The 13,455-nt window shown below is 68.5% G+C and carries 10 protein-coding genes; 3 read left to right on the top strand and 7 right to left on the bottom strand.

Annotation, left to right across the window (positions count from 1 at the left end):
- The first annotated feature begins 32 nt into the window (after positions 1-32).
- On the top strand, positions 33-911 hold the full coding sequence (locus ACJH6H_RS11510; protein WP_212811893.1) for a D-alanyl-D-alanine carboxypeptidase family protein: 879 nt from the start codon (positions 33-35) through the stop codon (positions 909-911).
- A 74-nt stretch (positions 912-985) separates the two neighbouring features.
- Positions 986-1,819, top strand: a complete 834-nt coding sequence (locus tag ACJH6H_RS11505) for a D-alanyl-D-alanine carboxypeptidase family protein (protein ID WP_212811894.1) — start codon at positions 986-988, stop codon at positions 1,817-1,819.
- A gap of 1 nt (position 1,820) precedes the next feature.
- On the opposite strand, the gene ACJH6H_RS11500 is transcribed toward ACJH6H_RS11505, so the two are convergent.
- Together ACJH6H_RS11500 and ffh are read right to left on the bottom strand one after the other, a co-directional pair.
- Positions 1,821-2,888: an amidohydrolase family protein gene (locus tag ACJH6H_RS11500; RefSeq protein ID WP_212811895.1), complete on the bottom strand. Its 1,068-nt coding sequence runs from the start codon at positions 2,886-2,888 to the stop codon at positions 1,821-1,823.
- A gap of 5 nt (positions 2,889-2,893) precedes the next feature.
- Positions 2,894-4,471: a signal recognition particle protein gene (gene ffh / locus ACJH6H_RS11495; RefSeq protein WP_212811896.1), complete on the bottom strand. Its 1,578-nt coding sequence runs from the start codon at positions 4,469-4,471 to the stop codon at positions 2,894-2,896.
- A gap of 133 nt (positions 4,472-4,604) precedes the next feature.
- Between ffh and ACJH6H_RS11490 the strand changes: the two genes are divergently transcribed.
- Entirely contained in the window at positions 4,605-6,050 is a 1,446-nt protein-coding gene (locus tag ACJH6H_RS11490) for an FAD-dependent monooxygenase (protein ID WP_212811897.1), read from the top strand.
- Here ACJH6H_RS11490 and ACJH6H_RS11485 read toward each other — a convergent pair.
- From ACJH6H_RS11485 to ACJH6H_RS11465, 5 genes are all read right to left on the bottom strand, one after another.
- Positions 6,031-8,523, bottom strand: a complete 2,493-nt coding sequence (locus ACJH6H_RS11485) for a [protein-PII] uridylyltransferase (RefSeq protein ID WP_406774891.1) — start codon at positions 8,521-8,523, stop codon at positions 6,031-6,033. The genes ACJH6H_RS11490 and ACJH6H_RS11485 overlap by 20 nt on opposite strands.
- A 23-nt stretch (positions 8,524-8,546) precedes the next feature.
- On the bottom strand, positions 8,547-8,885 hold the full coding sequence (locus ACJH6H_RS11480) for a P-II family nitrogen regulator (protein WP_212811899.1): 339 nt from the start codon (positions 8,883-8,885) through the stop codon (positions 8,547-8,549).
- A gap of 60 nt (positions 8,886-8,945) precedes the next feature.
- Positions 8,946-10,265 (bottom strand): ammonium transporter, encoded by a 1,320-nt coding sequence (locus ACJH6H_RS11475; RefSeq protein WP_212811900.1) that lies wholly within the window; start codon positions 10,263-10,265, stop codon positions 8,946-8,948.
- 254 nt (positions 10,266-10,519) lie between these two features.
- Positions 10,520-11,887 (bottom strand): signal recognition particle-docking protein FtsY, encoded by a 1,368-nt coding sequence (gene ftsY / locus ACJH6H_RS11470; protein ID WP_212811901.1) that lies wholly within the window; start codon positions 11,885-11,887, stop codon positions 10,520-10,522.
- Between the two features lie 113 nt (positions 11,888-12,000).
- Positions 12,001-13,455 (bottom strand): DUF222 domain-containing protein (locus ACJH6H_RS11465; protein ID WP_406774890.1); only part of this gene is annotated, 1,455 nt, incomplete at its 5' end.

Raw genomic sequence — 13,455 nt, 5'->3', positions numbered from 1 at the left:
CGATTGAACACCACCAGTAGGCTGCTGGCTCCATGGGAAGGTTCGCAACCGCCGTCATGGCGACCCTGACGCTCGTATTCCTCGGCGCGCCGCCGGTTGCGGCCGCTGACCCCGACATCCAGCCGGTCGGCACGGTACAGATCCCGGCAGGGCCGGCCCCGGCGTGGATCGTCGCCGACATGGACTCGGGCCAGATTCTCGCCGGACAGGACATCGACCTGCGGCATCCGCCCGCCAGCACCATCAAGACGCTGCTGGCGCTGACCGCGCTCAGTGAACTGCCGAACCTGGACGCGACCGTGGCCGGCACCGTCGCCGACACCCAGGTGGAGTGCAACTGCGCCGGTATCGTCCCCGGCCACGTGTACACCGCGCGCCAACTGCTGGACGCGGTGCTGCTCGCCTCGGGCAACGACGCCGCCAACGCCCTGGCCGACATGATCGGCGGCTACGACGTCGCCGTCGCGAAGATGAACGCCAAGGCCGCCGCCATCGGCGCCGTCGACACCCACGCCGCCACCCCGTCGGGCCTCGACGGCGCGGGCGGTTCGGGCTGGACCACTCCCCGGGACCTGGCCATCATCTTCCGGGCCGCGATGGCCAATCCGTACTTCGCGCAGATCACCGCGCAGCCCGCCGCGACGTTCCCCGGCAAGAACGGCAACGAGCAGATCGTCAACGAGAACCAGCTGCTGCAGCGGTATCCGGGCGCCATCGGCGGCAAGACCGGGTTCACCAACGCCGCCAAGAAGACCTACGTGGGCGCCGCCGACCGCGGCGGCCGCCGCTTGGTCATCGCGATGATGTACGGCATGGTGCGCGAGGGCGGGCCGACCTACTGGGATCAGGCCTCGCAGTTGCTCGATTGGGGCTTCGCGCAGGACCGCTCGGTCAGCGTCGGCTCTCTGTAGACCGAACCAACCGAGACCCGACCGGAATCTCGGCGCGAGCTGATCGCAGCCTGGGTTCCGTAGCGTCGGCGCTCGTGCGCAAACTGTTCACGGCGACCGCGCTGGCCCTCGGCACACTACTGGTGACGCCGATCGCCACACCGTCCGCGACGGCCGAACCCACCGGGCAACCCACGGGCGCACAGGCATTCGCCAACGGCCCGGCCAAAGCCTGGCTGGTCGCCGACCTCGATACCGGCCAGGTGCTGGCGTCGCAGGATCCGGGCGGCTCGTACGCGCCGGCCAGCACCATCAAGCCGCTGTTGGCCATGGTCGTCCTGGACAACCTGCGCCCGGACGCGCTGGGACGGGCCAACGAGTCGCACACCAAGGTCGAGTGCTCGTGCGTCGGGCTCAAACCCGGCCAGGTGTACTCGGTCCGCCAGCTCCTCGATGCCCTGCTCATGGTGTCGGGCAACGACGCCGCGAACATGCTGGCCGACATGCTCGGCGGCCAGCGCGTCACGGTGGCGGCCATGAATCGCAAGGCCGCGGCGCTCGGCGCCCGCAGCACCCGCGCCGGCTCACCGTCCGGACTCGACGGTCCCGGCTGGGAATCGCTGACCACGCCGCGCGACCTCGGGGTGATCTACCGGGCGGCGCTGACCTACCCGGTGATCGCCGAGATTTTCCGGCAGACGTCGGCGCAGTTTCCCGGCAAGACCCTGACCAGTCAGAACGAGCTGTTGACGGGGTACCCCGGCGATTTCGCCGGCAAGACGGGCTACACGGACCGGGCCCGCAAGACGTACGTCGGCGCCGCGCAGCGCGGGAACCACCGGTTGGTCGTGGTGCAGATGTACGGCACCGGCAATCTCTACCCGCAGGCGAGACAGTTGTTCGACTGGGGCTTCAGCCACTACACCTGAGTCAGTAGACCCGGCCGCGCAAGATCACCAGGTCGGGATGGTCGAGGACGCCCGGGAGTCGCGGATCGTCGGCGTAGCAGACGAGATCGGCCGAGGCGCCGTGCTCCAAGCCGGTGCGCTGCAACCACTTTCGTGCGTTCCAGCTTGCCGCGCCCAACGCGTCCGTCGGGCTCAGGCCCACCCGGCCCAGGGCGGCGACCTCGTCGGCGATGCGGCCGTGGGCGATCATCCCGCCGGCGTCGGTGCCCGCGTAGATGGGTACGCCGGCCTCGTGCGCGGCGCCGACGCGCTGCGGGCACGTCGCGTAGAGATCGCGCATGTGTTTGGCGTATGCCGGGAATTTGGTCGCCTTCTCCGCGATCCCGGGGAAGTTCTCGATGTTGATCAGGGTCGGCACCAGCGCCGTGCCGTGGGCCAGCATCAGCTCGATGATGTCGTCGGTGATCCCGGTGCCGTGCTCGATGCAGTCGATACCGGCGTTGATCAGCCCCGGCAACGCTTCCTCACCGAACACATGCGCCGTGACGCGCGCACCGTTGGCGTGGGCGGCGTCGATGGCTTCTTTGAGGATGTCGTCGGACCACAGCGGCGCCAGGTCGCCCACTCCCCGATCGATCCAGTCGCCGACCAGCTTCACCCAGCCGTCACCGCGCCGGGCCTGCTCGGCGACGTACTGCGGCAGCTGCGATTCGTCCTCGATGTCGATCGGCAACCCGGGCAGGTAGCGCTTGGGCCGGGCCAGATGCCGTCCCGCGCGGATGATCCGCGGCAGGTCGTCGCGGTCGTCGAAGTCGCGGGTGTCGACCGGAGACCCGGCGTCGCGCAGCAGCAGCGCACCGGCCTGGCGCTCGGTCTCGGCCTGGCGCTCGGCCTCGTCGAGTTCGACGGGGCCACCCGGACCGATGCCGACGTGGCAGTGCGCGTCGACCAGCCCGGGGATGATCCAGCCACCGTCGAAGATGGTGTCGGCGTTCGCGATCGGCTCGGCCGAGAGCACGCCCTGATGTATCCACCACTGCACCTCGTCGCCGTCGGGCAGTCCCCGACCGCGAATGTGCAGCGCCCGCACGGCGGCTACTTCTTCGGGAACTTCAGCTGTGACAGGTCGAAGTCGGCGAGGCCCGGCGGCAACTCGTTGAGCCCCTGCGGCATGTTCGACAGGTCCGGGAAACCGCCCGGCAGCGCGCTCGGGTCCAGACCGAACGGGTTGGCGGCCGCCTTCGGCGCCGTCGGGCCGCGTCCGCCCTTGCGGCCCTTGCCGGCCTGCTTGTTCTTGCCCTTGGCGGCCTTGCGAGAGCTCTTGCGGCCGAACGGCATTCCCATTTGGCCGGCCATCTGCGACATCATCTTGCGGGCCTCGAAGAAGCGGTCGACCAGCTGATTGACCTCGGCCACCGTGACACCGGATCCATTGGCGATGCGCAGGCGCCGGGAGGCGTTGATGATCTTCGGGTCGGACCGCTCGGCGGGGGTCATGCCGCGGATGATGGCCTGGATGCGGTCCAGGTGGCTGTCGTCGACGGCCGCCAGGGCGTCCTTCATCTGACCGGCACCGGGCAGCATGCCCAGCAGGTTCCCGATGGGACCCATCTTGCGGATCATCAGCATCTGCTCGAGGAAGTCCTCGAGCGTCAGTTCACCGGAGCCGATCTTGGCGGCGGCCTCTTCGGCCTTCTTCTGGTCGAAGACCTGCTCGGCCTGCTCGATCAGGGTGAGGACGTCGCCCATGCCCAGGATGCGGGACGCCATGCGGTCCGGGTGGAAGACGTCGAAGTCCTCGAGCTTCTCGCCGGCCGACGCGAACAGGATCGGCGCGCCGGTGACCTCGCGCACGGACAGCGCGGCACCACCACGGGCGTCGCCGTCGAGCTTGGTCAGCACGACACCGGTGAAGCCCACGCCTTCGCGGAAGGCGTTGGCGGTGGTGACGGCGTCCTGACCGATCATCGCGTCGAGGACGAACAGCGTCTCGTCAGGCTTGACGGCGTCGCGGATCGCGGCGGCCTGGGCCATCAGTTCCTCGTCGATACCGAGGCGGCCGGCGGTGTCGACGATCACGACGTCGAAGTGCTTGGCCCTGGCCTCGGCCAGACCCGCGGCGGCGACCGACACCGGGTCGCCGGTGGTCATCTGGTCGATGGTCACGCCGTCGGGCGAGACTCCCGGGTGCGGTGCGAAGACGCTGACGCCAGCCCGCTCACCGACGATCTGCAGCTGGTTGACGGCGCCGGGGCGCTGCAGGTCACACGCGACCAGCAGCGGCGTATGTCCTTGATCCTTGAGCCATTTCGACAGCTTGCCGGCGAGGGTCGTCTTACCGGAACCCTGCAGACCGGCCAGCATGATGACCGTCGGCGGGGTCTTGGCGAACGCCAGCTGGCGCGTCTCACCACCGAGGATGCCGATGAGCTCCTCGTTGACGATCTTGACGGCCTGCTGCGCCGGGTTCAGCGCACCGGAAACCTCGGCGCCCTTGGCGCGTTCCTTGATCCGGCCGATGAACTCGCGCGTGACCGGCAACGACACGTCGGCCTCGAGCAGGGCCAGGCGGATTTCGCGGGCGGTGGCGTCGATATCGGCGTCGGTCAGCCGGCCCTTGCCGCGCAGACCCGACAGCGCACCGGTCAACCGGTCGGACAGGGATTCAAACACGGGGTTAAGCCTAACTGCAGCGCCCGTCGCCGGTACTTCGGCACCACCGTCCCCTTGACACGGCGATACCCGGGCGCGCAGTATTTCATCACATGATGAATTCATTGTTTGATGAATTAATGAGGAGCCTGAAATGACCACCATGAACAGCGCGGACATCGTCGTTGTCGGTGCCGGCCCGACCGGTCTGGCGTTGGCGTGCGAACTGGCGATGCGCGGCGTCGCGGTTCAGTTGCTCGAACGACGCCGTGACATCCCGAACATCACCCGGGCCTTCGGCGTGCATGCGCGGACGCTGGAACTGCTGGACGCCCGCGGCCTGGCCGACGAACTCGTGCAGCGCGGGCTCCCCGTCCAGAGCGTGAGTCCCGTCCCGGGCGCCGCGATCAACCTGCGGGAATTGCCCACCCGCTACCCCATGGTGCTGATGGCACCGCAGAGCCTGACCGAACGGGTGCTGACCGCGCGCGCCATCGAACTCGGCGTCGAAATCCGTTACGGCGCCGAAGTCGCCGGTCTGACGCAGGACGACGACGGCGTCACCGTGCGCCTCGCCGATCACAGCACGGTGCGTGCCGGCTACCTCGTGGGCTGCGACGGTGCCCACAGCGCGGTGCGCACGATGCTGGGCATCGGGTTCGCCGGCAAGCAGTACCAGACCCACATCCTGCTGGCAGACGTTCAGCTGACGAACCCGCCGGCCGGCGGGCTGGCCGCCGCGAACAGCCCCGACGGCGTCGTGCTGCTGGTCCCGTTCGGCGACGGCTGGTTCCGCGCCATCGCCTGGGACCGCACCCGGGAAGACGTGCCGCTCGGCGAACCCGTACCGCTTTCCGAGATCACGGGCTCACTGCGCCGCATCGCGAAAACGGACTTCGGCGTCAGCGAGATGCGCTGGAGCACCCGGTTCCTGTCCGAGCGACGCCAGGCCGACCGCTACCGCGTCGGCCGCTGCTTCATCGCCGGCGATGCGGCGCACGTCCACTCGCCGCTGGGCGCACAGGGCATGAACACCGGCATCCAGGATGCGATGAACCTGGGCTGGAAGCTGGCGTCGGCCGTCAAGGGCACCGCGCCGGCGTGGCTCCTGGACAGTTACCAGAGTGAACGCCATGCCGTCGGCGCCAACGTGCTCAAACTGACCGATGCGTTCAATCAGCTGGTCCTGGGCCGCAGCCTGCCGCGGCGAGTCCTGCGGCGCATCGCGATCACCGCGCTCCTGAGCACCGGGCCCACCAGGCGTGCCATGGGCGGCCGCCTCAGCGGAATCGCCATCAGTTATCCCCGCAAGCGCGACGATCACCGTTTGGTCGGGCGCCGCATGCCGGACATCGCGTGCGCGGACACCCGGGTCTACGAACTACTGCGTGACGGCCGATTCCTACTGCTGACCAAGGGCGGTCTGACGCTCGACCGCACCGACGTCACCTGCGCGGTCACCGGCGATGACCAATTGCCGCCCGCCGTGCTGATCCGGCCCGACGGTTACGTCGCGTGGGCCGGCGAGGCCACCGACGCCCCGGCCGCCGTCCGGAAGTGGTGCGGCAGCGCGGAACTCGCTAACTCACCTCGGCAGTGATCACGGCAGGCTTGACCGGCGCGGGCGCGGGCAACACCGCATACAGATCCTGTTCGAACGCTGCCCGGGCCTCGGTGGCCGTGAAGTCCTCCGGCACCACCAGACCGAACGCGTCGACGACGGTGGCGCCCAGCGTCGTCACCTTGGCCCAGGCCACATCTGCGCCCTTGCGCTCGATGACAGCGGCCAGGCGGGCGAGCAGGCCGGGCCGGTCGGCGCTGCGGATCTGCACGACCAACTCGTCGTCCGAGGACCCCTCGAACCACCGCACGCGGGGCGGCGCGACCGTGTGGTAGCCGGGCACCGCCGCCGGGACGTCGCCGGCGCGCCGGGTCGGGGCCGGAGTTTCCTCGTCCCGCTGCTCGAGCGCGGCGATCACGTCGAGATCGCCGTCGAGCGCCAGGATGAACTGCTGACGCAGCAGTTCCGCGGCCGGCGGGGAGCCGAAGTGTGGCGACACCACGAAGGTGTTGATCGCCAGTCCCTCATGGCTGTTGACCGACGCCGAATGCACCCGCAGCGAGTGCAGGGCCAGCACCCCGGCGGCTTTCGACAGCAGACCGCGCCGATCCGGGGCGAGCATCGTGACGTTGAACAGGTGCGCACTGTCCGCCGCGGTGAGTTCGACGTGGACACCGCTCTGGCTGGCCCGCGAAAGCAGTTGCGGATCAATGGGATCGGGGTGCGGCAGGTCCTCCCCCGCCATCATCAGCCGGCATCGCCGGACCAGATCGCCGATCAGGGAGGCCTTCCAGTCACCCCACACGCCGGGACCCGTGGCGAGCGAATCCGCCTCGGCCAGCGCGTGCAGCAATTCCAGCAGCAGTCCATCGCCACCGAGCGCGTCGACCACCGATGCAATGGTGTTGGGGTCCTGCAGATCTCGACGAGTCGCCGTTTCCGGCAACAGCAGGTGGTAGCGCACCATCTTGACCAGCACCTCGATATCGGCCGGCCACAAGCCCAGCCGGATGCCGATCTGGTTGGCCAGTTCGGCACCGATCACACTGTGGTCGCCGCCCCGGCCCTTGCCGATGTCGTGCAGCAGCGCACCCAGCACCAGCAGATCGGGCCGGTCCACGCGGGTGGTGAAAGCGCTTGCCCGGGAGACGGTTTCGATCAGATGCCGGTCGACGGTCCAGATGTGCACGACATCACGTGGCGGCAGGTCGCGGATCGCGCCCCACTCCGGGAACAACCGGCCCCACAGCCCGGTCCGGTCCAGGGCCTCCACGGTGGCGACCGCACCCGGCCCGGCGGCCAGCATCACGAGCAGGTCGTTGAGCGCTTCTTTCGGCCACGGCGCCCGCAATTCGGGCGCCGATTCGGCCAGCCGCGCCAAGGTCGATCCCGCGATGGGCAGTCCGTTGGTGGCTGCCGCGGCGGCCACTCGCAGGATCAGGCCCGGGTCGCGCTGCGGTTTGGCGTCGCGGGCCAGGATGACCTCGCCGCCGAATTCCAGTACGCCCTCGTCCAGCGGTCGCCGGACGGGTCGTTTGAGTGCCGCAAAGCCTCTGCGCGGCAAGGCATTCCCCGCGGTCCGCACGCCGGCGTCCACGTAGAAGCTGATGGTGCGGGCGGCATCGCTGATCATGCGGGCCAGGTCGAAGCGGTCACCGATGCCCAGTGCGGCGCCGACCTCGTCGGCGTACTGGGCCAGCACCATCTCACGGCCCTTGTGCGAGACGCGATGGAGCTCGGTGCGCACGTTGAGCAGTGCGAGATGCGCGTCGCCCAGCGTGCCGATCGGCGACGCCACGGACCGACTCGGGTAGACGTCGGCCAACTGCGCCATGGCCAGTGCGTTGAGCAGCTGCACGTCGCGCAGCCCACCGCGGCCGTTCTTCAGATCCGGTTCGGCGCGGTGCGCGATCTGACCGGAACGTTCCCACCGCGCCGCGGCGTGTTCGATCAATTCGGTGAAGCGGGAGGTGATCCCGGTCCGCCATTGCCTCCGGGCGCCGCCGACCAACAGGGACGACAGATCCGAATCGCCCGCGATGTGCCGGGCGTCGAGCATGGCCAGCCCGGCGGAGACGTCGCCGGCCGCGGTCTTGAGTGCCTGCGGCACCGTCCGGACGCTGTGGTCGAGGTGAATGTTGGCGTCCCACAACGGGTACCAGAGCGCCTCGGCAACCTCGGTGACGGCGGCCTGCGGCAGGTCGTCGTGCAGCAGCATCAAATCCAGGTCCGAGTACGGCAGCATCTCCCGGCGCCCGAGACCACCGGTCGCCACGATGGCGAAGCCACTGGTCTCGGTGATACCGATCTCGGTTGCCTTTGCGGCAAGCCAGAATTCGTACAGATCAACCAGCGCCTCGCGCAACGCCACCGAATCGAGGCGGCGCGCGCCGCCGCCCAGCAACTGCTCGACAGCAGCACTCAGGTCGCTGGCCGGACGGGTTGACCCCGCTGCCGAAGCAGACGACACCGAAGTATCGTCGGCTCCGGCAGCGGAATCTGGTGTCTGCATTGTCATCTGGTGGTCAGCCGACGTCAGATGGCGTCGCTGCCCCGCTCACCCGTACGGACGCGCACCACGGTCTCGACAGAGGTGACCCACACCTTGCCGTCACCGATCTTGCCCGTCCGCGCGGCCTGCACGATGACATCCACGACCTTGTCGACCGATGCGTCGTCGACGATGACCTCGACCCGCACCTTGGGCACGAAGTCCACCGAGTACTCAGCACCGCGGTAGACCTCGGTGTGGCCCTTCTGGCGGCCGTAGCCCTGCACCTCGCTGACGGTCATCCCGAGGATTCCCAATTGCTCCAGACCGGTCTTGACGTCTTCGAGCGTGAACGGCTTGACGATCGCCGTGATCAACTTCATTTGATCAATTCCTTCCAAATAACCGCGGTACTCGTGGATGTCACCGTAAATCCTTCCCGATCACGCGAATTCATAAGCGGTTTCCGCGTGTTCGGCCTCGTCGATACCGTTGGCCTCGTCCTCCTTGTCGAGGCGAAGGCCGATGGTGTACTTGACGATCAAGGCCAAGATAGCGGTAACGATCGCCGAGTAGCCAAGGACCGCGAACGCGCCGACGGCCTGACGCCACAGCTGGTCGAACCCGCCACCGTAGAACAGACCCGCCACAGCGGCCGGAGCCTCCTTGGTGGCCACCAGGCCGACCATCAGGGTGCCGAACAGACCACCGACCAGGTGAACGCCCACGACGTCGAGCGCGTCGTCGAAGCCCAGCTTGAACTTCAGGCCCACCGCGAGAGCACAGACCACACCGGCGCCCGCGCCGATCGCCAGCGCGCCGATGACATTGACCGACGAGCAGGACGGGGTGATGGCCACCAGGCCGGCCACGATGCCCGACGCCGCGCCGAGGGAGGTGGCGTGGCCGTCACGAATCTTTTCCGTCAGCAGCCAGAACAGCATCGCGGCGGCGGTCGCCACGGTGGTGGTGATGAATGTCGAGGCGGCGACACCGTCAGAGGTCAGTGCCGAGCCGGCGTTGAAGCCGTACCAACCGAACCACAGCAGGCCGGCGCCCAGCATGACGAACGGCAGGTTGTGCGGACGCATCGGAGTGGTGGGCCAGCCCGAGCGCTTGCCCAGGATGATGGCCAGCACCAGGCCCGCGGTACCGGAGTTGATGTGCACCGCGGTACCACCGGCGAAGTCGATTGCCTTGAGCTGGTTCGCGATCCAGCCACCGTGCGTGGCCGTGATGCCGTCGAAGGCGAAGACCCAGTGCGCGACCGGGAAGTAGACGAAGGTGGCCCACAGGCCGGCGAACAGCAGCCAGCCGCCGAACTTGAGACGGTCGGCGACCGCGCCCGAGATCAGGGCGACGGTGATGATGGCGAACATCAGCTGGAACGCCACGAACACCAGCTGCGGGATGGTCCCGGCGAGCGGAATCTGCACCGCCGCAGTGGTTCCCGCGGGCAGGTGCGCAACGAGCGAGTTGCCGCCGATGAGTCCCTTGAGTCCCCAGTACTGGGTGGGATCCCCGACGAAGCTCCACTTGTCATTGCCGAACGCCATCGAGTAGCCGTACAGCACCCACAACACCGTGACGACACCCATGGCGCTGATGCTCATCATGATCATGTTGAGCACGCCCTTACGGCGCACCATGCCGCCGTAGAAGAACGCCAGACCCGGTGTCATCAACAGCACGAGCGCTGAACTCACCAGCATCCATGCGGTATCACCGGTGTCCGGCGTGCCCAAGATAGGGAATCCATCCACTGGCCGCTTCCTCCTTAACCCATGTCACAGGCAGACGCCGATGACCTAGGCCAGAACTTTGCGCATCGGTTGTTTCGCCGACGGCGCGCGGGCGTTTCACGTATGTGAACGGATCGACCAGTTACGTTTCGGCGCGGTTAATGCCCTCTTCGCAGGCCCTGGCCTGCTCTGTGAGTTCCTGGCCGGCGGACACAAAACTGCCCTATTCCGGGTGGAATAGGGCAGTTTTGCGTTCCCGAAGCGAATGGCGGCGACTAGCCCAGGAGCGCGTCGACGAAGGCGGCGGGCTCGAACGGCGCCAGGTCGTCCGGACCCTCACCGAGGCCGACGAGCTTGACCGGTACGCCGAGCTCCTGCTGTACCCGGAACACGATGCCGCCCTTGGCGGTGCCGTCGAGTTTGGTCAGCACCACGCCGGTGATGTCGACCACCTCGGCGAAGACCCGGGCCTGCGGCAGGCTGTTCTGGCCGATGGTCGCGTCCAGCACGAGCAGCACCTCGTCGACCTTGGCGCGCTTCTCGACGACGCGCTTGACCTTGCCCAGTTCGTCCATCAGACCGGTCTTGGTGTGCAGCCGGCCCGCCGTGTCCACCACGACGACGTCAGCGCCCGCTGCGATGCCCTTGTCGACGGCGTCGAAGGCAACCGAGGCCGGATCCGCGCCCTCGGGGCCACGCACGATGTCGGCGCCGACGCGGGCACCCCAGCTCTGCAGCTGGTCGGCCGCCGCGGCACGGAAGGTGTCCGCCGCGCCGAGCACGACGCGACGCCCGTCCGCGACCAGCACGCGGGCCAGCTTGCCGACCGTGGTGGTCTTGCCGGCGCCGTTGACACCGACGACGAGCAACACCGACGGCTTGTCGGCGTGCGGCAGCGCCTTGATGGACCGGTCCAGATCGGTCCGCAGTTCCTTGATCAGCACCTCGCGCAGCACGGCGCGGGCGTCGGCCTCGGTGCGCACGTTGGCCTCTGCCATGCGGCTGCGCAGCGCGGTGACGACCGATTCGGTGGCGACCGGGCCCAGATCGGCGATGAGGAGGGTGTCTTCGATGGTCTCCCACGAGTCCTCGTCGAGGTCGCCACCGCCCAGCAGGCCCAGCATGCTGCGCCCCAGCGTGGTCTGCGACTTGGCCAGGCGGCCACGCAGGCGCTCCAGCCGGCCGGCGGTCGGTGCGATCTCATCGCGCGGCGCAACCTCGGGTGCGGGCTCGGGCTCGGGAGCTGCCTCGGGTTCCGGCGCTGCCTCGGGTTCGGGCGCGGCGGTCGGCTCGGGCTCGGCCACCACTTCCGGCTCAGCGACCGCTTCCGGTGCCTCGGCGACCACTTCCGGCTCGGTCACGACCTCCGGCTCGGGCAGCTGGACGTCGGCGATGGTGCGCTTGCGCGAGTCTCGCGGAATCTCGGCGTCGTCGCCGACGGTCGGCAGCTTCTCCGCGGTGTCCGAACTACTGAACGTGATGCCTGATGACGCCGTGTAGCCGCCAGACCGGTCCAGCTTCGGCGTCTCCTCCGGCGCGGACAGCGAAATCCTGCTGCGCCGGTAGCGGACGAATCCGACCACCAGAGCGGTGACAACGAGAACAGCAACGATCGCTATCGCGATCCAGAGACCTTCCGACACCGTGCCATTCTGTCAGCCGCACCAAGTTCTGCCGCGGGTGGCAGACGTCCTCCCGGCCGGTGCAGATCGGCACAACGATCGTCTCGGGCGGCGACGCCAATCGATCTGGGTGCTCACCGTGGTGGTGGGATGTCGTTTTCAGCGGGTTGGCGTTGCTCGGTGGGTACCGGTGCCGCCGCGGCTTGGGCGGCTTCTGCGGCTTCGCGTTCTTGGCGTTCTTTACGCCGGCGGGCGAAGGCTTCTTGGGCAGCTTCGCGCTCGTCGATGTCGGCTTGGTTGAGGGCACGTTCGTAGGCGATCTGCTGAGCCTGGTTCTGGGCGCGGGTGCGGCGCCGGATGGGCATCATCACACCCCGGCCGGGGGCCGGTGGGGTGTCCAGATCGGTGTCCTGTGGTGGTGGGTTCGGCAGTGGGGTGTCGGTGACCGTGCGGGGAAACAGGATTCGGCTTTCGGGCACGCTGATGTAGGTGTGGCCGGTGGGTGCGGTCCACACAATCGTCCCGTCAGGCTGTTGACGGTCCTGCCACCCGTCCGGGCCGCCGTAGAAGGTTTTGAGTAGGTGGTGTTTGCGGCATTTCGGGCTCAGGTTGCCCGGATGTGTCGGCCCGACCGGCCACGGGATGGTGTGGTCGATATCGGAGGCGGTGGCGGGCTGATCGCAGCCCGGGAACATGCACGTCATGGCCCGCACCCGCACGAACTCATCCATCGCCGCCGACGGCCGATACCGCGGCACCTCATCCAGATCCGCAGCCGAGGCGACGGTGCGCACTTTCGCGCCGCGAGCCACCAGGTCCGCCAGCACCGCCGGGGGCACTACACCGCCGCCGAGGACATAGCCGACGGGTGTGCGCACCGGCGCGGGGGGTTTGGTGGAAGTCGGGATCGGCGGGTGCGCCGCATGGGCTTCAGGGGTGGGCGCCGCGTCGCCGGCCGGTTCGAACCCAGCAGGGATCGGGTTTTCGGCGGGCCGCGAATCGGCCGCCGGTGCAGGCGCGGGCTCGGGCTCAGGTTCAGCTGTGAAGAAATGCTCGGGCTCGGGCTCGGGTGTGAACACCGGCTCAGGTGCAGGCTGGTTTGGCGCCGGAGTCGGGGGCGCGGCCGGGTCCCCACTGAGCAGTGGATCCGCCACCGGCGTCGGCAGCTGATCGGTGAGCACATGAATCACCACCGCCGCCGCCCGCGCATCAGGCCCCGCCGCCGGACAATCCGGATTGCCACACTGGCACACCAACCGATCCCCACGAGCCGCCAACACCCCCAACGCGTCAGCCCGCCGCTGCCCGAACGTCCGCGGATCGTCCTCACACACCTGCCGGGCCATCTCGTCCAGCACCCGATCCAACAGATCGGCATCGGTGGCCAACAGCGCACCCCAGATCGACGCCACCCCGGTCTCATCATCGGGCTTGCCCACCCCGACCCCACGCCGGCGCGCAGCCGAGCGCACCTTGATCACCGCAGCCGGGTCGAACTTCTGCACCCAACCATCGATCTTGCGTTCAATCTTCTTGCGCGACAACCCCGCCCACTCCGACAACGCCCCCGCCAACGCAACATCGATCAC

This window comes from Mycobacterium sp. SMC-21 (assembly GCF_045310825.1).
Lineage (GTDB): Bacteria > Actinomycetota > Actinomycetes > Mycobacteriales > Mycobacteriaceae > Mycobacterium.
This window is presented reverse-complemented; position numbering and strand designations above follow the sequence as displayed.

What these genes read in the sequence shown, in the direction of transcription:
- ACJH6H_RS11480 (WP_212811899.1), bottom strand. Translation starts at nt 8,885, where the DNA reads ATGAAGTTGATCACGGCGATCGTCAAGCCGTTCACGCTCGAAGACGTC.
- ACJH6H_RS11490 (WP_212811897.1), top strand. Translation starts at nt 4,605, where the DNA reads ATGACCACCATGAACAGCGCGGACATCGTCGTTGTCGGTGCCGGCCCG.
- ACJH6H_RS11485 (WP_406774891.1), bottom strand. Translation starts at nt 8,523, where the DNA reads ATGCAGACACCAGATTCCGCTGCCGGAGCCGACGATACTTCGGTGTCG.
- ACJH6H_RS11510 (WP_212811893.1), top strand. Translation starts at nt 33, where the DNA reads ATGGGAAGGTTCGCAACCGCCGTCATGGCGACCCTGACGCTCGTATTC.